Raw genomic sequence first — 21,470 nt, 5'->3', positions numbered from 1 at the left:
GGTCCGTTTAAAGCCGCGGCGGGATTTTGGTCCCGCCGCGCTAGTTCAGAAGGCGCCAGGATCAGTAGATCTTGGAGAACTTCTCGATGTTGGTCTTGTCGAACTGGAAGGGCGGAGCCATCGCAGCCGAGTTGGTGTCGTCGAGCGTCACCTTGCCGACGCGGCCGATCGACAATGTCGCGCCCGGCTTGGCCTCCTCCTTCTTCACCGCCAGGTCGTGAGCGAGGTAGACGGCCGAGTAGCCGAGGTCGATCGGGTTCCACAGCGCCACCGCCTGCGAAGAGCCATTGTCGATGAACTTCTTGAACTCCGAGGGCAGCGCCAGGCCGGTGACATTGACCTTGCCGATCAGGTTCTCGTCGGTCACCACCTGGGCGGCGGCAACGACGCCGACCGTGGTCGGTGCGATGATCGCCTTGAGGTTCGGGTAGGACTTCAGAAGACCCTTGGCTTCGTCCGTGCTCTTGGCCGAATCGTCATCGCCATAGACGGTGGCGACGAGATTGATCTTGGGGAACTTCTCCGGCAGGATTTTCTTGGCCGCGTCGATCCAGGCGTTCTGGTTGGTCGCGGTGGACGAGGCCGATAGGATGGCGACATCGCCGCCTTCCGGCAGATAGTCGGCGGCGAGCTTGATGATGGTCTCGCCGATCAGGCCGGTGTCGGACGGGTTGAGGTGAAGCTGGCGGCCTTCGGGTGCTACGCCCGAATCCCACGAGATAACGGTGATGCCGCGTTCCATCGCCTTCTTCAACGCCGGCACCAGCGCATCGGCGTCATTGGCCGAAATGGCGATGGCGTTGACCTTCTGGGCGATCAGCGAATTGACCACTTCGATCTGCGCTTCGGCGGTTGCCTTGGTCGGGCCGGTGTAGATGATGTCGACATCGCCCAGTTCCTTGGCCGCCTCTTCGGCGCCCTTGTTGGCGGCGTCGAAGAAGCCGTTGCCGAGCGACTTCACCACCAGCGCGATCTTGACGTTCTCGGCATAGGCGGCATTCACGAACATGGCGGCCGAAAACGCCGCCGTAACCATCAATTTCTTCAGAAAGCTCATCGAATTTCCTCCCTTGAGCGTTTGCATTCCATCGTCGCTGCGGGTTGTCTCAGGCCTGCAGTGAAGATTCTTCCTTGTTGCTTGCCGTCTTGCGGGCAACGATCAGCGCCACCCCCGCGGTCTCCAGCATTTTGGCCTCGCGGTCCTCGATGTCGTCGTCGGTGATGACGGTGGCGATGCGCGTGAGACCACACAGGATCAGGCTGGAGCGCTTGCGGAATTTCGAGGAGTCGACCAGCACCACCAGCTCGTCGGCCTGATCGATCAGCTTCTGCTCCGCCTGGATCAGCAGGGGATCGCCTTCCATCAAGCCGAGCGGCCCCAGCCCCTGCGCGCCCATGAACATGCGGCGCGCATAGAAATTGCGCGTCACGTCATTGTCGAAAGGCGACAGGATGATGTTCTGCTCGCGATAGATGGTGCCGCCCGACAGCATCACCGTGTTCTTCGAATGCTTGAGCAGATGCTCAGCGATCGGGAAGGAATTGGTGAAGATCGGCATGCGGCGGCCGGTCAGGAAATGCACCATCTGGAAGGTGGTGGTGCCGCCATTGATGATGATCGGCTCGCCGTCCTTGCATAGTTCCACCGCTTCCCGTGCGATCGCTCGCTTCTGCGCGGCGTTGAGCGTCTCGTTGACGGAGAAGGGCCGGCCGGCAAGGCCGATGAACTGCGGCGGCGAGATCGCTTCGGCGCCGCCACGCACGCGGCGCAGGCGCTTCTGGACGTGAAGCGCGGCGATGTCGCGCCGGATCGTCGCCTCGGAGGAGTCCGTCAGGTCGACCATTTCCTGCACCGTCACCACAGGCTTTTCCTGGACGGCGGACAGAATGATCCTGTGGCGCTCTTTCTCGTGCATGGTTCCTCCCTGCCTGATCATCTAGGCACCCAAAACGCGCAGTGTCAATCATTTCCGATCAGATAATTTCATTGTGCAGTGCAGTATGATCGATATTGATCGTTTGTGATTGACAACACCATTGCTTCCGTGGACATTCGGCCAAAGCTGACCCGCTATGCGGTGGCGATCGACCGCATCGTTTGCGCGTCTCACGGGAGGATATTCAAATGCTCGACAAGCGCTCCGGCACGCGCCTCGCCAATCTGTGGGATGATGCGAAAGCCCTGGGGATGAGCGATCCGGGGTTGCTCGTCTATCGCTCCAACGTGCTCGGTTCAGACAAGCGCGTCACCAATTACGGCGGCGGCAACACCTCCTCCAAGATCTGGCAGAAGGATCCGCTGACCGGCGAGAGCGTGGAAGTGCTCTGGGTCAAGGGCTCGGGCGGCGACAGCGCCTCGATCAAGCTCGACGGCTTCGCCACGCTCTACATGGACAAGCTCAGGGCGCTGAAGGGCCTCTATCGCGGCCTTGAGCACGAAGACGAGATGGTCGGCTATCTGCCGCACTGCACCTTCAACCTCAATCCTCGCGCGGCCTCGATCGACACGCCGCTGCATGCATTCGTGCCAAAACCTTGCGTCGATCATATGCATCCCGATGCCATCATCGCCATTGCCGCTGCCAAGGATTCGCAGGCGCTGACCAGGGAGATCTTCGGCGACGCCATCGGCTGGCTGCCGTGGAAGCGGCCGGGCTTCGAGCTCGGCCTGTGGCTGGAGAAATTCTGCCTCGAAAACCCCGAGGCCAAGGGTGTCGTGCTGGCAAGCCATGGCCTGTTCACCTGGGGCGACACGCCGAAGGAGTGCTACGAGACGACGATCTCGGTGATCAACCAGGCGATTGCGTGGTTCGAGCGCCGGTCCGAAGGCGTCGCGATCTTCGGCGGCGAAGTTGTCAAATCGCTCGATGCCACGGCGCGTCGCACTGTCGCCGCGAAGCTGATGCCGAGGATCCGCGGCCTGATCTCGGAAAAGAGCCACAAACTCGGCCATTTCGACGATTCGCCCGCCGTGCTTGAATTCGTCAATTCCAGGGATCTGCGGCCGCTGGCTGCACTCGGCACCTCCTGCCCGGACCATTTCCTGCGCACCAAGATCCGGCCGTTGGTCATCGAGTTCGATCCGGCCAATCCAGATGTCGATGCCGTCATCGCGCGTCTTGCCGATGACGTGGCCGCCTATCGCCTCGGCTATCAGGCCTATTATGACAAGTGCAAGCATGCGGATTCGCCACCCGTGCGCGATCCCAATGCGGTGGTCTACCTGATGCCCGGCGTCGGCATGTTCACCTTTGCCGGCGACAAGGCGACGGCGCGCATATCGGGCGAATTCTATGTCAACGCCATCAACGTCATGCGCGGCGCCTCGACCGTTTCGTCCTATGTCGGCCTGCCCGACCAGGAGGCCTTCGACATCGAATACTGGCTGCTCGAGGAAGCAAAGCTGCAGCGGCTGCCGAGGCCGAAGGCACTGGCCGGCCAGATCGCACTGGTCACCGGCGGCGCCGGCGGCATCGGCCGCGCCACCGCCAACCGGTTGCTGCGCGAAGGCGCCTGCGTCGTGCTGGCCGACATCGACGAGACCGCGCTTGCCAGCGCCAATGACGATCTTGCCAAGGCCTACGGCAAGGATTTTGTCCGGCCGGTGCTGATCAACGTCACCTCAGAGGACCAGGTTGTCTCGGGCTTTGCCGAGACTTCGGTCGAGTTCGGCGGCATCGACATTCTGGTCTCCAATGCCGGCCTGGCCTCCGCGGCGCCTATCGAGGAAACGACGCTGGCGCTGTGGAACAAGAACATGGACATTTTGTCGACCGGCTATTTCCTGGTGTCGCGCGAAGCCTTCCGGCTGTTCCGCGCCCAGAAGATCGGCGGCAACGTCGTCTTCGTCGCCTCCAAGAACGGCCTTGCCGCATCGCCCAACGCCGCCGCTTATTGCACGGCCAAGGCCGCCGAGATCCATCTGGCGCGGTGCCTGGCGCTGGAGGGCGCGGAAGCGCAGATCAGGGTCAATGTCGTCAATCCGGATGCGGTGCTGCGCGGTTCGAAGATCTGGACCGGCGAATGGAAGGAACAGCGCGCCGCCGCCTACAAGATGTCGACCGACGGCCTCGAGGAGCACTACCGTTCGCGTTCCATGCTGAAGCGCTCGGTGTTTCCCGAGGACATCGCCGAGGCGATCTATTTCTTCGCCTCCGACATGTCGGCCAAGTCGACCGGCAACATCATCAATGTCGATGCGGGCAACGCCCAGAGCTTTACGCGATAGCGTCATGGCTCTGACAGTTATTCTATTTGGTCGAGATCGTGTTGCGAGGCTCCACAAGTCCTGCGCCGTCATCCTCGGGCTTGTCCCGAGGATCTGCGCTCCAAAGGGAATGTGACGCGATCAGGATCCAGAGGCCTGTGGATCCTCGGGACAAGCCCGAGGATGACGCGCTTGGTGGGCGGATGAGGGTAGCGCCGGCCTAACGCATTTTGGGAGGAATTGCAGTGTCCGAAACCATCATCTCCGCCGATGTCGTCGAGAAGAACAACGCGGCGCGCAACGCCGACCTCGATCGCGATTATAGCTCGCTCGGTGAGCGGCTCGACCGGCGCGGCGTCGCCATCGACGCCATCCGCGACAAGGTCGAGAAATTCGCGGTCGCCGTCCCGTCCTGGGGCGTCGGCACCGGCGGTACCCGCTTTGCCCGCTTCCCCGGTGCCGGCGAGCCGCGCGATATCTTCGACAAGATCGAGGACTGCGCCGTCATCCAGCAATTGACGCGGGCGACCCCCACCGTCTCGCTGCACATTCCCTGGGACAAGGCCGATCCGAACCGGCTGAAGCAGGCGGCCTCCCGCTTCGGCCTCGGCTTCGACGCCATGAATTCCAACACCTTCTCCGATGCCAGGGATCAGCAGCTCTCCTACAAGTTCGGCTCGCTGTCGCATGCCGATGCCGCAACGCGCCGCCAGGCCGTCGAGCACAATCTCGAATGCATCGAGATCGGCAAGACGCTGGGCTCCAGGGCGCTGACGGTGTGGATCGGCGACGGCTCCAACTTTCCCGGCCAGGTCCACTTCGCCAAGGCGTTCGAGCGCTATCTCGATGCCATGCGCGAGATCTATGCGGGCCTGCCGGACGACTGGAAGCTGTTCACCGAACACAAGATGTACGAGCCGGCTTTCTATTCCACCGTCGTGCAGGACTGGGGCACCAACTACATGATCGCCACCGAACTCGGCGACAAGGCATTCTGCCTGGTCGACCTCGGCCATCATGCGCCCAACGTCAACATCGAGATGATCGTGTCGCGGCTGATCCAGTTCAAGAAACTCGGCGGCTTCCATTTCAACGATTCCAAATATGGGGACGACGATCTCGACGCCGGCTCGATCGACCCCTACCGGCTGTTCCTGGTCTTCAACGAACTGGTCGACGCCGAGCTTTCTGGCGCCAACGGCTTCGATCCGGCCCACATGCTCGATCAGAGCCACAACGTCACCGATCCGATCGAGAGCCTGATGCTGTCGGCGGTCGAGGTGCAGCGCGCCTATGCGCAGGCGCTGCTGGTCGAGCGCGAGGCGCTCGAAGGCTTTCAGGACGCCAACGACGCGCTGATGGCGACGCAGACGCTAAAGGTGGCCTACCGCACCGATGTCGAGCCGATCCTGGCCATGGCGCGGCTGAAGACAGGCGGTGCCATCGATCCGGTCGCGGCCTACCGGGCGGCCGGCTACCGCGCGAAGGTCGCGGCCGAACGGCCGGCGGTTGCTGGCGGCGGCGGCGGCATTGTTTGAACTCTAATTTGATCGACGGGCCTCTGATTGGCAGTGGACTCGATCGCCTTGGCCGGGTCTTCTAGGGGGTCCACATCCCTCGGAGCACCGCCATGCATCACACCCGCCGGACGCTGATCGCCGTCAGTCTCTCCTTCAGCCTTGCCTTTACCCTCCCCGTGGCCGCTTTCGCCGCCTCGCCGCAGCCCGCCAAGGGCGAGCACGGCATGGTGGTGACCGCCCAGCACCTGGCATCCGAAGTCGGCATCGAGGTGCTGAAGAGAGGTGGCAATGCCGTCGACGCGGCAGTCGCCGTCGGCTATGCGCTGGCCGTGGTCTATCCCAACGCTGGCAATATCGGCGGTGGTGGCTTCATGACCATCCGCCTGAAGGACGGCCGTTCAACCTTCCTCGATTTTCGCGAGCGGGCGCCACTGGCGGCGACCAGGACCATGTATCTCGACAAGGACGGCAAGCCGGTGAAGGGTGCCAGCCTCGACGGCTATCTCGCGGTCGGCGTGCCGGGCTCGGTCGCCGGCTTTGAAATGGCGCGCGAGAAATACGGCACCTTGTCCAGGCAGGAACTGATGGCGCCTGCGATTGCCTATGCCAGGGACGGGTTCGTCCTCAATCAGGGAGACGCCGCCTCTTTCCAGGGCGGCGCCGAACGATTGGCGAAGGATCCGGCGGCGGCCGCGATTTTCCTGAAGCCGGACGGCAAGCCTTATGCCATGGGCGAAAGGCTCATCCAGTCGGATCTTGCCGCCTCGCTCTCAGCCATTTCGGAGCAGGGGCCGGATGCTTTCTACAAGGGCCCGATCGCCGACGCCATCGTCAAGGCGAGCGGCGCCAAGGGCGGCATCCTGGCAAAGGCCGACTTCGAGCAATATGCGGTGCGCGAACTCAAACCGGTGACCTGCAACTATCGCGGCTACGAGATCATTTCCTCGCCGCCGCCGAGTTCGGGCGGCGTCATCATCTGCGAGATCCTCAACGTGCTGGAAGGCTATCCGCTGTCCTATCTCGGCGCGGGCTCGGCCGAGACGGTCCATGTCATGGTCGAGGCGATGCGCCATGCCTATGTCGACCGCAATTCGGCGCTCGGCGATCCCGATTTCGTCGACAACCCGGTCGCAAAACTGCTGAACAAGAACTACGCAAAGGACATCCGCGGCAAGGTCGATCCGTTCCGGGCCGGCGTCTCGCAGGAATTGATGCCGAAAGGTTTTGGCGAGAGCCAGGAGACGACGCATTATTCGATCATCGACAATGACGGCAACGCCGTTGCGGTCACCTATACGCTGAACGGCTCCTTCGGCGCCGGCGTCGTTGCCGACGGCACCGGCATCCTGCTCAACAACGAGATGGACGATTTCACCCAAAAACCCGGCGTGCCCAACCTCTATGGGCTCGTGCAGGGCGAGGCCAACGCCATCCAGCCCAGGAAGACGCCCTTGTCGTCAATGAGCCCGACCGTGGTCGCCAAGGACGGCAAGCCGTTCATGGTCATCGGCAGCCCCGGCGGTTCGCGCATCATCACCATCACGCTGGAGGCGATCGTCAACGTTGTCGATCACGGCATGAACATCCAGGAAGCCGTCGACGCGCCGCGCATCCACCACCAGTGGCTGCCGGACACGGTCTATGTCGAACCCTTCGGCCTTTCGCCGGATACCGAAAGACTGCTTGCCGGCATGGGTTATCATCTCGATATCAGCGATACGACCTGGGGCCAGGCGGCAGGCATTCTGGTCGGCGGCAAGAGCCTGGCGGAAATCGAAAAGGGCGGCGGTGCCCGCTACAACGGCGCCATCGATAGCCGCGCCGCGTCCGGCGAGGCAATTGGGTACTGAATTTCTTGCAGCCGAATCAGAGGACCAGCGTCAGCGTGGACGCGACCAGCATCAGCGCCGCGATGCCGACGAACAGGGCGTAGATGCGGGGCCGGTCGAGCAAAAGCGCGTTGCCGGATATCCAGGCGGACGTTGCGCCGCCAAGCGCGAAAAGGAAGCCGTTGCGGTGACCGAAGGCCATCGCCGCGGCCATCAGCCCGCCGATGATGAGGGCGCCGAATACGATGATCACGGCGACAGCGTATTTCTCGAAGTCGTTGCTGCCGACAGCCGGCCCCATTGTGTTCAACGTCGAAAACTCATCCGGGTCGAAGGGGTTGGTCGACCCATATTCGTCTTGGCCGGCAGGCTCTCGCATCATTCGCACTCCATATGGTGGCAACAAATCATCAAGCCTCGCCGAGCGCAACCGGGTGGCGCCGTGCTGAATGCGATCGGCATCGTCTTCAACACCTTCTGGCGGCGGCTTGCCACCGTTTTTTGATCCATGCTTCGATTGTCCCGTTACTCCAGGCGATTTGTCCCACTGGAATCGCTGGTTTGAGCTGCCGCAGAATGCAGTGCATTCGTGGAAGAAAAATGGTGCCAGAGGCGGATTTGAATCATCGCCGCTCGGATTTTCGCCGCATTAGCGATAGCTAATTCCTGACCTGCGTCATCTGTCGGCAAGAGGGCGCGGGGTCAGCGACGGCGGGCGCAGCATGACGATCAGGCTGATGGTTGGAAAGGCGGCCCCTGGCGATATTGGCCGTGACATTTCGCAGGGTCGCACGAAAGCGGCCCGAAAGTTTGCGAGGTCGAGCTTGCCGGCCGGGCCTACAGTCCTTCCGCGCCAAAAAGCCCGAAAAGCAGAATCCCATTCCCCAGCGCGAGCAGAATTCCAAATCGCTGGAGATGTCTGTTCTTCGGATCGGGTACGCGCGCCGACGTTCGACATCGGTACTCATTCGTCGACGGCAGCGGAACGTTCGTCACGGCATACAGAATTATCAGCACGCCAAGCCAGCTTAGAATAACCATCTGGACTCCCTCCAGATAAATACGCGGCAACGGAGCCAAACGTTTCGCGTGGGAAAAAATTTATCGGCACCACGCATATGGCAACTGACGACTCGCGACAGCCAGCGAAGTTTCGACGAAAGTCGTCGTATGGAAGACGCGATTGCCGTCAAGATTTGGGATTGGCTTTCCGCCACTCCTCGTACTCCCCGCGGGCATCGTCATGCAGCGGATAGTAGCGTTGCAACGGCGCGCCCCCCATGAGCTTCATTCGCGAGAACTCCTCCCAGTCGTGATGTTTCTGTGATTCTTCGATTACCTTCCGGGCCATCGCGACGGGGAGCACCACCACCCCGTCGTCGTCGGCGACGATGATGTCGCCGGGAATCACCGTGACACCGCCGCAGGCAATCGGAACGTTGACGGCGTTGGGATAGATGCTGGTCTGCACATGATAGTTTGGCGTCCAGCCGCGCAGCCACAGGGGCAGATCGAGCTTTTCGACATTGGGTCGGTCGCGCATGCACCCGTCGATGACGATGCCCGCGCCGCCTCTGCCCTTGAAATACGTCGACATCATATCGCCGAAGACGCCCGAGCTCATGTCGCCGCGCGCGTCGACCACGACCACATCGCCCTGTTGCGCGTGGTAGAGCACGTGCCGGTGCAGTTGCGTCTCCGGATCGGCATATTCTCCCTCGGTGAAGAGGTCCGGCCGCTGCGGCAGGAACTGCAGCGTCAGCGCCGGCCCGACGATCGACTTGCCGTGGTTCTGCGCCACCGGACCGACCATGTGCGGATTGCGAAAGCCCATGTGGCCAAGCGTGCCGGCAACCGTCGCGGCGCCGATCTCCCTTAGCGCATCGATCAGGTCTTTAGGCGGCCGCGTAATGTCGGGAGCATGTGTCATCGTGGACTCCGGTTGAAAAGGAACTACCAGTTCGTAACAGAACCGTCGCGGCGCTTGAGGTGAGGCGCTTCCCAAAAACGAAAGCTCTCCGCCTGAACCGCCTCTTCGTTGACCTCGACGCCGAGCCCCGGCAGATCGCTGACCGGATAATCGGGGCCGTCGAGCCGTGGCTGCACGGGGAAGAAGTCGGAATTGTCGAAGCCCAGCTTTCTTTCGGGCACCCTGGTCTCGAGCCAGGCGAAGTTCGGAACCGCGGCGGCGAGATGCACGGTCGCGGCCGTGCACACTGGACCAAGGGGATTGTGCGGCATCAGGTCGACATAGTGCGCCTCGCTCCAGCCGGCGACTTTCATCGCCTCGGTGAACCCGCCGACATTGCAAATATCGAGCCGGTTGAACTGATGGATGCCGCGCTCGATGTAGGGCAGGAACTGCCATTTGCTGGCGAATTCCTCGCCGATGGCAAAAGGAATGTCGGTCATCGTACGCAGGGATTCGTAGGCTTCCGGCGTCTCATCGCGTATCGGCTCCTCGAGGAAATCAAGCACGCCGCGGCGAAGCTTGTTGCAGAAGCTCGCCGCCTCTGCCACCGACAGCCGGTGATGATAGTCGATGCCGAGGACGACGTCGTCGCCGAGCGCTTCGCGCGCCTTGTTCAGCATGTTCGCGGTGGCGCCGATCGACTCGCGCGGCTCGAAGATGTCCTTGCTGCTTTGCCCGACGGGGAAGAAGCGGATCGCCTGCCAACCCTGTGCGCACAGCTCGCGGGCTCGTTCGATGGCGGCATCGCCCTCGGCCTCGTCTCCGGTCGAGGCGAAGGTGGGGATGCGGTCGCGCTGCTTGCCGCCGAGTAGCTCGTAGACCGGCACCCCCAGCGCCTTGCCCTTGATGTCGTGCAGCGCGATGTCGATGGCGGAAATCGCCGCCTGCAGAACGCGCCCGCCTTCGAAGTACTGGCTGCGATAGACCTCCTGCCAGATCCGCCCGATCTGCATAGGGTCGCGGCCGATGAGAAACTCGCGATAATGCTCGACCGCGCCGGACACGGCCTTCTCGCGGCCGCTCATGCCGCTCTCGCCCCAGCCGAAGATGCCCCGGTCGGTCTCGACCTTGACGAGCATCTGGTTGCGCGTTCCAACCCACACAGGGTAGGGCTTGATCGCGGTGATCTTCAGCTTCTCGGTCATCCAGCCACCGTTCCCACGAACCCGTCTTGTCTCAGTCTGCCTTGAGGGCCATTTCAGTTTCGCCGTCGAACAGGTGCGTACGCTCCTGGTCGAACTCGAGCCAGATCTGCTCGTCAGGTGCGACGGCGATGTTGGGAGACACGCTGATGTTGACGATGGCGCCGGAGAGGAACGCCTGCACGAAGGTGACGTCCCCGGTTGGTTCCACCGTATAGGCCTTGGCCGGAATGGCGCCTGGGGCCGCGCTCTTGTGCAGCTTGATCGTCGAGTGTCGCGCACCGAGCACGACCTTCTTGGTCGTCGCTCTCTGGACCTTGCGCGCGTTGAGCTGCGAAAGCTCGAGGATCCAGCCTTCCGCGCTGGTCAGCACGGTGTTGCCGTTTGCCGTCGATGCCTCCAGCGGAATAAGGCTCATCGCCGGGCTGCCGATGAAGCTGGCGACGAACATGTTCACCGGATGGGCAAAGACCTGCGCCGGGGAATCGTATTGCTGCAGGTAGCCGCCGTTCATCACCGCCATCTTGTCGGCCATGGTCACGGCTTCAAGCTGGTCGTGCGTCACATAGATGATCGTCGCCTTGAGGTCCTGGTGGAAGCGCTTGATCTCCGACCGCATCTGCACGCGCAGTTTGGCGTCGAGGTTGGAGAGCGGCTCGTCCATGAGGAATACAGCGGGGTCTCGAACGAGGGCGCGGCCCAGGGCCACGCGCTGCTGTTGCCCACCCGAAAGTTCGCGCGGCTTGCGCTCGAGCAGATGCGTCATGTCGAGCACCCGCGCCGCTTCCTTGACCTTCCTGTCGATCTCGTCCCTGGGCAGTTTGCGCATCTGCAACGGGAACGCCAGGTTCTTGTAGACCGATTTCTGCGGGTAGAGCGCGTAGTTCTGGAACACCATCGCGATGTCCCGGTCCTTGGGGTCGAGGTCGTTGACCAACCGTTCCCCGATGACGATATCGCCCGACGTGATCGGGGTCAGCCCCGCCACGAGATTGAGCGTGGTTGTCTTGCCGCAGCCTGAAGGACCGACGAGTGCTACGAACTCGCCGTCATTGACCGTCAGCGAAACGTTGTTGACAGCTTTGAAGCTGCCATAGGTCTTGACGAGATCTTTGAGGACCACGTGGGCCATTGGCAACTCCCTAGAGCATGATGCCGAAAAGTGTGAAGCGGTTTTCGGACGACATCATGCTCTATCTCTCTGATTTAGAGCCGGATTCAGATTTCAGGTCGATTCGACCTGAAATCATCCGGCTCTAGTGCTTGACCGCGCCTTCTGTAAGGGCGCGTACGAAATATCGTTGCAGGACGAGGAACAGCACCACGACGGGCACGCTCATCATGAAGCTGGCCGCCATCAGGCCCGGAAAGTCTGTCGTATTCTCCGAGAAGAAACGCTGGATGCCGACCGGCAGGGTCAACTGGTCGTTCTTGGAGAGGAAGGTGTAGGCGTAGATGTACTCGTTCCACGCGCCGATGAAGGAATAGATCGCGGTGGCGATGATCCCCGGCGTCGAAAGCGGCATCACGATCAAAATGAAGGCCTGAAACCGCGTTGCGCCATCGATGCGCGCCGCCTGCTCGAGCTGCACCGGGATGTTGTCGTAGAAGCCCTTGAGCAGCCAGATCGCCAGCGGCAGCCCGAAGGTGAGATAGGTGAGAACCAGCGAGCCATGCGTGTTTACCAGGCCGATCGCGCGCATCAGGATGAAGAGCGGCACGAGAAAGATCACTGCCGGGAACATGTTGCGCAGCAGCACGGCGAAGAACAGGAAGTTTCGGCCGGGGAAACTGAAGCGCGAAAACGCGTAGGCCGCGGGGACAGCCACGATCACCGAAAGGATTGTCGTGACGGTCGACACGAACAGGCTGTTCCAGAAGAAGCGGAGGAAGTCCTGGCCGACGCTGTTCTGCGGATCGAGCAGCTTCTGATAGCTGGCGAGGGTAGGCTCGTCCGGCCACCATTGCGGCGGGAATTGCGTCGCCGCGAACCCGGACTTGATCGAGGTGATCAGCATCCAGATCATCGGCAACGCGGTGTAAAGCAGCATAAACAGGAGGAAGACGCGTCCCGCCCATTGCCAGCCGTCGACGCTGCGGCGACGGGTCTGGCCTCGAGAGGCTGTCTCGGCAATCGTGCTCATGCGCTCCCCTCTTTCCGATCGTTGCCGCTGAGCGCACGGACGTAGAAGTAGCCCAGCGTCATCAGCATGAGGAACAGGAGCACCGAATAGGCCGATGCGACGCCCCAGCGTTGCCGGCCGAAGGCGAGCTCATAAATGTGGGTTATCCAGATATGCGATGCGTTCGACGGTCCGCCGCCGGTCATGATCCAGGGGATGATGAAGGAATTGAAGTTGGCCACTGCGAGCAGCAGGATCGTCACCACCGAGACGTTGCGCAGGTGCGGGAAGGTGACGTGCCAGAAGCGCTGCCATGCACTGGCTCCGTCGACTCTCGCGGCGCGCAGCAACTGGTCGGGCACTGTCTGCAGGCCGGCCATCATCATGATCATGGCGAACGGGAACTCGCGCCAGATATTGACGACGATCAGGGAGGGCAGCACCGTGCTGACGTTGTCGATGAAATTCGGCGGCCGATCGGCCAATCCGAGGCCGACCAGCACCGCGCCGATGATCCCGAAGTCCGAATGGTAGATCCACTTCCATATATAGGAAGCGGCGACCGCGCTGATGACCCAGGGAATGATCAGGATAGCGCGCAAGACACCACGGCCGATAAAGTCGCGGTGGAGCGCCAGCGCCGTGGCAAACCCCAGGACAAAGGCGATGAAAGTGGACCCCAATGTCCAGATCAGAGTGTTCCAGGTGACTTTCCAGAACACCGCGCTGGTGAGGATGGCCGTGTAGTTGTCGAAGCCGATGAAACTCTTGTCGCGGAGCTGCAGGCCAGGCGGCGTCTTAAAGAACGACAGCTCGACCGTGTAGTAGATCGGATAGGCGATGACGATGAGCATCACGACGATCGCAGGCAGTACGTACGCGTAGTCCGCGCGATGCTCCCAGATCTTCCGTAGCGCGCCGGACCAACCGGGTTGCAATCTTCGCCGAGCCTCGGCCTTGCCGGTCACGATCGTCACTGTGGCGTGCCCTTATTGTTCGGAACGAACCGGCCGCGCTAACGGCGCAGCCGGTCAAGATCGCAGGTCAGATGTGGACTAGAGTCCGCCCATCAGGTCTTTCACCTTCTGGGCCGCGTCGTCCGCTGCCTGGTCGACGGTCATCGCTCCGGTCAGGGCATTCTGCAGCATGTCCGGGACAATGATGTTCATGATCTCGGGGGACTGCGGCAGCGCGGGGAACGGGATGCCGTATGGCAGCATCGAAGTCGTGACGTCGAGGAACTTGATGCTGTCCAGACGTTCCTTCATCCACTTGGTCTTGAAGCCGTTAAGGTTGCCGGGGTTCGAGCCGGCGTACGCCATCTTCAGCGACCATTCAGGGCTCGTCCACATGCAGATGATCGCCTTTGCAGCCGGCTCGTCCACCTTGCCGCCCTCGACATATTCGGGCTTCAGGATGTGGATGTTCGAGCCGCCGAACACGACGGCGCGCTTGCCGTCGGGGCCAGTTGGAATGAGGCCGTAGCGCATGTTGTCGATGACGGTCTGCGCCTTCTCCTTGTCGGCGCCCGTCGCCTTCGCCTGCAGGTCGAGCATGACGTTGTAGTCGGACGGGTGCGAGATCATCATGCCGAGCTGGCCGGCGACGAACAGGGGCTGGTTATCGGCCTGCTGGTTGGTGAGCGCCGAAACCGGAACCGACTTGTCGCGAACATACATGTCGTATGATGCTTGCAGCGCCGCCTTGCTTTGCGGGCTATCGAGCTCGACCTGCTCATAGGTCGGGTTCGCCGTCGCTTCGTCGAAGACGCCGCCGCCATAGGCCCACAACTGCGGCATGAAGCGGTACGGCGTATTGCCGGCATTCTTGCGGGCCACGAGGCCGTAGCCGGCAATGCCGAGCTTGTCGTGGATCTGTTTGGAATACTTGATGACGTCGTCCCAGGTTGCCGGGGCCTTATCCGGATCGAGCCCCGCACGCTTGAAGATGTCGGCGTTCCAGATGAACGCCATCGTCTCGTTGTTGGTCGGAATACCGTAGGTCACTCCGTCCCAGGTGACAGCCTTCATGGCGCCGGGCCAGAAATCCTCGGTCGAATAACCCACATCCTCGGGCTTCAGCGGCTGCAGATAGCCCTTGGAGGCGAACTCGGTGCCACCGAGGATTTGCAGCCGGACCGCCATCGGCGCGGCATTGCCCAGAAGCGCCGTGCGGAACTTGTCGAGAAGATCGTTATAGGTGAGGGCTTGATCCTCGAGCTGGATGTTCGGGTACGTCTTGCGGAAGGTCTCGAAGAAATCCTTGTAGTACTGGCGCAGGAGGTCGGGGTCGCCCTCGAACACGCCCTGATACCAGAAAGTCAGTCGCCCCTTATAGTCGAGCGGGGTGACCTTGGCGCAATCGGCCGCCGTGTCAAAATCCTGTGTGCCCGCGATGGAGCGCACATATTCCGGCGACCACTTGCTCAGGTCGACCGGCGCCGCACCCAGCGCCGGTGCGGACATCAACGATGCCACTAAAGCAGTCGAGACAGTGCCGCGCAGGACGGCACCGCCGAGCGTAATCCTCGTCATAGGTATCCTCCAGGTTTCTCTCCCATGCCGCTCTGCATCGAGGCGAGCGGTCTATGCTCGTCGACCGCGGGACGGTTTCCATTCAATGTATCCCTTCGAGCGCTTCGTACGTTTTCAGATCGTAGATTTCATGTCAACGCGATAAATCGTACATTGTTTGTAGAAACCGTGCGTGGTATCGAACAAGGCGTGTATTAATCTGGGGAGCTGGCCTTGTCGGAAACGAGCGCTTTCAAAGCAGAGCCACCCGAGGGGATTGACCCCATCGGGGCCTCCAGCGAAGGCGCCTCGCTTTATGAACTGATCAGGGAAGACATCATTGAGGGACGGCTCGCCGCCAACGAACGGCTTGTGGTCACCGATCTCGCCCGGCGTCATGGCACCTCGACCAACCCCGTGCGCGAGGCCCTGCAGCTGTTACGCGGGGAGGGCTTTGTCACCTTTGTCGCCAATCGTGGGGCGCGTGTGCGACCCATAGATCAGGATTTTGTCCGGGATATCTATGAGATCGGCGTGCTGATCGAGCCAGCCCTGACGCGATGGTTTGTAAATATGGCTACCGGCGAGGACATCGCCGAACTCGAACGTCTCCAGGGCCTGATCGAAGAGAACAACTTCGCCGACATAGTCAGGCACAGTGAGCTGGATACCGCCTTCCACACCGTGATGTACCAGCGCCACTACAACCGCCATGCCGCCGAGCTTTGGTGGAAGCATCGCGAAGTGCTGCGAGCCGTGAGCCGGCGGTTCAGTTTCACGCTCGCACGGCGTGCAGCGATCATGCGCGAGCACCGCGAACTCATCGCGCACGTAAAGGCGGGAAATGCCGACGAGGCAGCCGACCTCATCTCCCGCCATGTCGAGGGTTCCGGCCGGCATGTCCTCGAACAGATGCGCGCGCGCAACGCAGCTCGAGCCGGATAGCCAATCTGGAACATCATTAGCCTGACCATTCAGATAGAGGTTGTTGAGATGAAAATCACGAGCATTCGGCCGTGGCTGATCAAGTCCGATGCTTCCTATTGGGGAGAGTATCTGTTCGTCGAAGTGACGACCGACGAGGGGGTGAGTGGCTGGGGAGAGATCACCACCACCACAAGGCTCGCCAACCGCGCTCTCTGCACGATCCTGCAGCAGATCGGTGTCGCAGTGAAAGGTGAGGATCCAGCGCGTATCGAGCATCTCTGGCACAAGATTTTCCGCAGCTTCACCTACATGGGCAGCCGCGGCGCCGCCGTCGAATGCGTGAGCGCAATCGATATAGCCCTCTGGGACATCCGCGGCAAAGTCCTCGGCAAGCCGATTTACGAGCTGCTGGGCGGACCGGTACGCGATGAAATCGCGCTCTACACCCATCCCAACCAGCGCAAGTTTACCAGCAAGGAGGGCGTGATCGCTGAGATCAGGGATATCGTCGGGTCCGGACACACTGCGCTCAAGTTCGATCCTTTCCCCCACCAGGGCCACACCGTCGATGGCCTGTCGCGCGAACAGCGGGACGGCTATCTCGACGGCAGCATCACCCGCAAAGACGAGCGCGAAGCGGCCGAACTGACGGCGCTGATCCGCGAAACGGCGGGGCCCGACGTCGACATTCTCATCGACGCGCATGGCCGCTTCGACGTGCCCACCGCCATTCGCCTGTGTCGGAGCCTCGAGGAAGCCGGCCAGATCGACTGGTTTGAGGAGCCTTGCCCGCCCGAGAGCCTCAATGCCCTCAAGCAGGTGCGAGAAAAGGTCAGTGCCGCCATCTCGTGGGGCGAGCGCGGCCACACGAAATGGGATTTCGTGCCGGTACTCGAAAACAAGCTCGCTGACTACATCATGCCTGACGTCACCTGGACCGGCGGCATTACCGAGCTCAAGAAGATTTCCGCCCTATGCGAAGCCTACTACATCCCGGTCTCGCCGCATGACGCCGCCGGGCCGATCAACGTGGTTGCGGGAGCGCAGGTGATGATGACCGTTCCCAATTTCTACAAACTCGAAACGTCGGAGTGGAACCTGGGCAAATACGATCACCTCATCGACAGACCGCTCGACGTCTCGAACGGCAGCCTCAAGCTGACGTCGAAGCCTGGTCTCGGTGTTGAGATGAATCGCGATTACCTGCAGGCCCACGAGATCGAGCTGGGCTAGCTTATGCCTGCCCACGAGCCCAGCTGACCAGAACGAGGACTGATCATGCCAAAAACGGACGGGGCCGACGAGGCACTCAATCGGGTGAACACGGACTCCAAGCCGTCCGAGCTTCGCATCACCGACATGCGGGTTGCCGAAATCGTCGGCGCGCCGTTCACCTCGGCGCTGCTCAAGATTTACACCAACCAGGGTATCGTCGGGCTTGGTGAGGTGCGCGACGGCGCCAGCGCCACCTACGCGCTGATGCTGAAGAGCCGGTTGCTTGGCGAGAACCCTTGCGACATCGATCGCCTGTTTCGCCGTATCAAGCAGTTCGGCGGGCACGGCCGGCAAGGCGGCGGCGTCTCCGCGGTGGAAATCGCATTGTGGGATCTCGCCGGCAAGGCCTATGGCGTCCCGATCTACCAGATGCTCGGCGGCAAGTTTCGCGACAGGGTGCGCGTCTATTGCGATACCGACGCCGAGAAACCGAGCGGCACCGAAACCGGAAAGCGCCTCAAGGAGCGCATGGACCGCGGTTTCACCTTCCTCAAGATGGACCTGGGCTTGATGCAGATCGCCCATGTCCCGGGCGCCGTGGCCGCGCCGGCCGGCGCGCTCGAAGGGTTTCACGCCAATCCACGCGGCCGTGGCGGCGCGCTGGAGGAACGCAAGGCGCGCAATCTCGCCTACGATGCGCAGAACGTGCAGCACCCGTTCACGGGCCTGCATTTCACCGAAAAGGGTATCGACCTGCTCGAGCAGTATATCCACGAGGTCCGCGAGGTGATCGGATACGAGATCCCGCTCGCCATCGACCATGTCGGCCACATCTCGCTGCAAGACGGGATCCGTCTCGCCCGGCGGATCGAGAAATATGCACCGGCCTGGCTCGAGGACGTGATCCCCTGGCAGTACACCGAGCAGTATCGGCAGTTGCAGCAGGCTACGTCCGTGCCGATCTGCACGGGTGAGGACATCTACCTCAAGGAAGGTTTCGAGCCGCTGCTCAACTCAGGCATCTCGGTCATCCATCCGGACTTGCTGACCACCGGGGGAATCCTCGAGACCAAGAAGATCGGCGACGCGGCACAGGACCATGGCGTCGCCATGGCGATCCATATGGCGGAAAGTCCAATCGCGGCAATGGCTGCGGCACATGTCGCGACCGCGACCGAAAACTTCATGGCGCTCGAATATCACTCCGTCGATGTCGACTGGTGGGACGATATCGTCACCGGCGTTCCCAAGCCGCTCGTCAAGGACGGCTTTATCACTGTTCCGGACAAGCCGGGCCTGGGGATCGACGACGTGGTCGACGAGGTGATCTCGCTGCACCTGCAACCGGGTGTCACGGGGATATGGCAATCCACCGAGCATTGGGACAATGAATATAGCTGGGACCGGACCTGGAGTTAGCCCAGACCTCCTTCCCTCATTCCCCCCAGGCTCACAGGGCCAACGACCGACCATTCGTGTCGACCTCTCCCAAGGCAGAGGCGAAGAAAGAAACGGACGAAACCATGATCTACGAACTGCGTATCTATGACTGCCTGCCGGGCAGGCTGCCGGCTTTGCTCAAGCGCTTTTCCGACCAAACGCTGGCGATCTGGGAGAGGCATGGCATCCGCCAGGCCGGGTTTTTCACCACGGCAATCGGCGAAAACAGCAATCGCCTCACCTATTTCCTCGCCTGGGAATCGCTGGCCGAGCGTGAGGCGAAATGGGCGGCTTTCGTCACCGATCCGGCATGGCACAGGGCCCGGGACGAGTCTGAGCGCGACGGGCAGATCATTGCCAATATCAGCAGCCAGCTGCTCACGCCGACAGCTTTCTCGTCTGTGAAATAGGACTGCGCCATGAAGATCACCGACCTGCGCTGTGCCGTTATCGGCAAACACCCCATCGTCCGCATCGTTACCGACGAGGGTCTCTATGGCCTGGGCGAGGTCGAGTTCACCAAGACCTACCTCAAGCCCTTCGTGCTGCATTTCCGCGAGGCGCTGATCGGCGAGGATCCGACCGACGTCGAGCGGGTGATGCTGAAGATCCGCCAGCGCGGTTCTTTCAAGCCCTATGGTGCCGCCGTCTCCGCCATCGAGCATGCGCTGTGGGACATCGCCGGCAAAGCGGCGGGCGTGCCGGCCTACAAGCTGCTCGGCGGCAAGGTGCGCGACAAGGTGCGCGTCTATAATGGCTCGATCCGCCAGAAACGCACGGGCGACCGGCCGGAGGACTACGCCGCCGACGTCAAATGGATGATGGAGCAGCCGCAGAACTTCTTCATGATCAAGCAGGGAATCTCGTTCCACTCCAACATGAAGGACACCATCGAGGGCTTCCATTACGGCGTGACGCAGAAGAAGGCCGGCTATCACGGCGCCATGGATCAGGGCGTGATCAGCGAGCGCGGTTTCAATCACATGCTCGACTGCGTGGCCGCGATGAAGGAAGTGCTGGGCGACAAGGTCAGCCTGGCGCTCGACTGCGGCCCGGGCTGGATGCTGCCCGATGCGATCAAGTTCGCTCGCGCGGTCGAAAAGTACAATTTGATGTGGCTCGAGGACATGCTGACCGGCGACTATGTGCCGTGGGTCAATCCGCAGGCCTATCGGGAACTGACCACCTCCACCTCGACGCCGATCCATACCGGAGAGCAGATCTACCTGCGGCACAATTTCAAGGAGCTGATCGAGACGCAGGCGGTGCGCGTCATCGGCCCCGATCCTACCGATATCGGCGGCATTGCCGAGCTCAAATGGGTCGCCGAGCACGCCTATATGCACTCGATCCTGATGGCGCCGCACGGCACCGCGAACGGCCTGCTCGGCCTCGGTGCGCTGATCAATGTGTGCGCCACCTTGCCCGCCAATTACGTGGCGTTCGAATATCCCAGCGCCTCGGACCCGTGGTGGAACGACATCGTCATCGGCCTGCCCAAGCAGGTGGTGAAGGATTCGATGATCGATCTGCTCGAAGCCCCCGGGCTCGGCCTCGACATCGACGCCCAAGGCGCCAGGAAGTATCTGCTGGAGGAGGACGCGGGGTTTTTCGACTGATTGAGCGGGCTACGATGCCGGCGCCCGGCCGCCGGGCACAAAGGCGATATTGCCGGCTGCGTCTTTGCCCCTGGCGAACGTCGATAGATTGCGTTTGAGCCGCCATGAGTGCCGGCGGTATCGCGGCAGGGAGGGTTAGCGGCGGCCGCTGACAATCAGTTTCGTCAGGCAATCACCCGCCTGGCTCCCAGGCTCGCCGAGATCCCTGACACTGTCCATGTGGTTGCGGTTCCTGAGAACAAGCGAGGTTACCGGCGAACCTTGCTGCAGCAGGTTCTCCTTGAATCGATCTGCCTGCTGATGGAAGGGCGGCGTCTCGTTGGCTCCGACCAGAACCGTCGCCTTGGTTCGAGGATCATGCCGATAGGCAAGAGGTGTAAACATGGCGACTTCCTCATCGGTGATTCCAATCTCGTTGGCGAGAAAGGAGTTCTGGAGCGGTTTCAAATCGTAGAGCCCGCCGAGTAGAAGAGCTGCCCGCACATTCGCGGGGGCGTTTTCGCTGTTGAACAGAAACGTTGCAAGATGTGCCCCTGCCGAATGACCGCTGACAGTCAGGTCCGCCGGGTTTCCGCCATGATCGGCGATGTTGGCCAGGACCCACCGCTTGGCGCGGCGCACCTGGTCGACGATTGTGGCCATCCTCACGGCAGGCATCAGAGCGTAGTCGACGATGACCGCGATCGCCCCGGCGCGGGTCACCGTGTCGGCGACGTAGGAATAGTCGCGTTTGGAGAACATCCTCCAGTAGCCGCCATGGATGAACATGTGAACCGGCAGGCGGTCGCGGTCGCCTTCCGGAAAGAACAGGTCGACGGTTTCGGTGGTATCGGAACCGTAGGCGACGTTTGCGAGCATGGGGATTTTCGCCCTGGTTTCCGCGCTGCGGCGGACCATCCCGGCGACGATCTCATCGAACTCGGCCACATGATCGCGAATGCGGAATGGATCTTTTTGCATGGT

The 21,470-nt window shown here is 61.7% G+C and carries 18 protein-coding genes; 8 read left to right on the top strand and 10 right to left on the bottom strand.

What is annotated here, in order from left to right:
• Positions 1-61 precede the first annotated feature (61 nt).
• Both rhaS and C9427_RS27920 read right to left on the bottom strand, forming a co-directional pair.
• Positions 62-1,057: a rhamnose ABC transporter substrate-binding protein gene (gene rhaS, locus C9427_RS27925; protein WP_107652266.1), complete on the bottom strand. Its 996-nt coding sequence runs from the start codon at positions 1,055-1,057 to the stop codon at positions 62-64.
• Between the two features lie 49 nt (positions 1,058-1,106).
• Positions 1,107-1,916 (bottom strand): DeoR/GlpR family DNA-binding transcription regulator, encoded by an 810-nt coding sequence (locus C9427_RS27920; RefSeq protein ID WP_107652265.1) that lies wholly within the window; start codon positions 1,914-1,916, stop codon positions 1,107-1,109.
• A 209-nt stretch (positions 1,917-2,125) separates the two neighbouring features.
• On the opposite strand from C9427_RS27920, the gene C9427_RS27915 reads away from it, so the two are divergent.
• The 3 genes from C9427_RS27915 (at position 2,126) to ggt (ending at position 7,577) form a co-directional block, all read left to right on the top strand.
• On the top strand, positions 2,126-4,228 hold the full coding sequence (locus C9427_RS27915) for a bifunctional rhamnulose-1-phosphate aldolase/short-chain dehydrogenase (RefSeq protein ID WP_107652264.1): 2,103 nt from the start codon (positions 2,126-2,128) through the stop codon (positions 4,226-4,228).
• A gap of 224 nt (positions 4,229-4,452) precedes the next feature.
• Complete coding sequence (gene rhaI / locus C9427_RS27910; protein ID WP_107652263.1) at positions 4,453-5,745, top strand: L-rhamnose catabolism isomerase; 1,293 nt, start codon at positions 4,453-4,455, stop codon at positions 5,743-5,745.
• Between the two features lie 92 nt (positions 5,746-5,837).
• The gene (ggt, locus tag C9427_RS27905; protein ID WP_107652262.1) at positions 5,838-7,577 is read left to right on the top strand and encodes a gamma-glutamyltransferase; all 1,740 of its coding nucleotides are present in this window, start codon (positions 5,838-5,840) and stop codon (positions 7,575-7,577) included.
• 16 nt (positions 7,578-7,593) lie between these two features.
• Here ggt and C9427_RS27900 read toward each other — a convergent pair whose 3' ends face one another.
• The 7 genes from C9427_RS27900 to C9427_RS27870 all read right to left on the bottom strand — a co-directional run bounded on the left by C9427_RS27900 (position 7,594) and on the right by C9427_RS27870 (position 15,327).
• On the bottom strand, positions 7,594-7,938 hold the full coding sequence (locus C9427_RS27900) for a hypothetical protein (RefSeq protein ID WP_167434510.1): 345 nt from the start codon (positions 7,936-7,938) through the stop codon (positions 7,594-7,596).
• A gap of 807 nt (positions 7,939-8,745) precedes the next feature.
• Complete coding sequence (locus C9427_RS27895) at positions 8,746-9,486, bottom strand: ribonuclease activity regulator RraA (RefSeq protein WP_107652260.1); 741 nt, start codon at positions 9,484-9,486, stop codon at positions 8,746-8,748.
• Positions 9,487-9,509: 23 nt separating this feature from the next.
• Positions 9,510-10,673, bottom strand: coding sequence for a mandelate racemase/muconate lactonizing enzyme family protein (locus tag C9427_RS27890; protein ID WP_097572902.1), 1,164 nt, complete (start codon positions 10,671-10,673; stop codon positions 9,510-9,512).
• 31 nt (positions 10,674-10,704) lie between these two features.
• On the bottom strand, positions 10,705-11,802 hold the full coding sequence (locus tag C9427_RS27885; protein WP_107652259.1) for an ABC transporter ATP-binding protein: 1,098 nt from the start codon (positions 11,800-11,802) through the stop codon (positions 10,705-10,707).
• A 124-nt stretch (positions 11,803-11,926) separates the two neighbouring features.
• Complete coding sequence (locus tag C9427_RS27880) at positions 11,927-12,814, bottom strand: carbohydrate ABC transporter permease (protein WP_107652258.1); 888 nt, start codon at positions 12,812-12,814, stop codon at positions 11,927-11,929.
• Positions 12,811-13,770 carry a carbohydrate ABC transporter permease gene (locus C9427_RS27875; RefSeq protein ID WP_107652257.1) on the bottom strand — a complete coding sequence of 320 codons (960 nt, stop codon included), beginning with the start codon at positions 13,768-13,770 and terminating at the stop codon, positions 12,811-12,813. The genes C9427_RS27880 and C9427_RS27875 overlap by 4 nt, the downstream gene beginning before the upstream one ends.
• A gap of 78 nt (positions 13,771-13,848) precedes the next feature.
• Complete coding sequence (locus tag C9427_RS27870) at positions 13,849-15,327, bottom strand: ABC transporter substrate-binding protein (protein ID WP_107652256.1); 1,479 nt, start codon at positions 15,325-15,327, stop codon at positions 13,849-13,851.
• A gap of 213 nt (positions 15,328-15,540) precedes the next feature.
• Between C9427_RS27870 and C9427_RS27865 the strand changes: the two genes are divergently transcribed.
• From C9427_RS27865 to C9427_RS27845, 5 genes are all read left to right on the top strand, one after another.
• Positions 15,541-16,251, top strand: a complete 711-nt coding sequence (locus C9427_RS27865; protein WP_107652255.1) for a GntR family transcriptional regulator — start codon at positions 15,541-15,543, stop codon at positions 16,249-16,251.
• Positions 16,252-16,299: 48 nt separating this feature from the next.
• On the top strand, positions 16,300-17,466 hold the full coding sequence (locus C9427_RS27860; protein ID WP_107652254.1) for a mandelate racemase/muconate lactonizing enzyme family protein: 1,167 nt from the start codon (positions 16,300-16,302) through the stop codon (positions 17,464-17,466).
• Positions 17,467-17,511: 45 nt separating this feature from the next.
• The gene (locus tag C9427_RS27855) at positions 17,512-18,867 is read left to right on the top strand and encodes a mandelate racemase/muconate lactonizing enzyme family protein (RefSeq protein ID WP_107652253.1); all 1,356 of its coding nucleotides are present in this window, start codon (positions 17,512-17,514) and stop codon (positions 18,865-18,867) included.
• A 104-nt stretch (positions 18,868-18,971) separates the two neighbouring features.
• Positions 18,972-19,298: an NIPSNAP family protein gene (locus C9427_RS27850; protein WP_095486584.1), complete on the top strand. Its 327-nt coding sequence runs from the start codon at positions 18,972-18,974 to the stop codon at positions 19,296-19,298.
• 9 nt (positions 19,299-19,307) lie between these two features.
• Entirely contained in the window at positions 19,308-20,507 is a 1,200-nt protein-coding gene (locus C9427_RS27845; protein WP_107652252.1) for a mandelate racemase/muconate lactonizing enzyme family protein, read from the top strand.
• Positions 20,508-20,642: 135 nt separating this feature from the next.
• On the opposite strand, the gene C9427_RS27840 is transcribed toward C9427_RS27845, so the two are convergent.
• On the bottom strand, positions 20,643-21,467 hold the full coding sequence (locus tag C9427_RS27840) for an alpha/beta hydrolase (protein ID WP_107652251.1): 825 nt from the start codon (positions 21,465-21,467) through the stop codon (positions 20,643-20,645).
• Positions 21,468-21,470 lie beyond the last annotated feature (3 nt).

Origin of the sequence: Mesorhizobium helmanticense, assembly GCF_003034915.1 — a bacterium.
GTDB classification, from domain to species: Bacteria; Pseudomonadota; Alphaproteobacteria; order Rhizobiales; family Rhizobiaceae; genus Mesorhizobium; species Mesorhizobium helmanticense.
The sequence above is the reverse complement of the archived record's forward strand: the minus strand, read 5'-3'. Positions and strand labels throughout refer to the sequence as shown.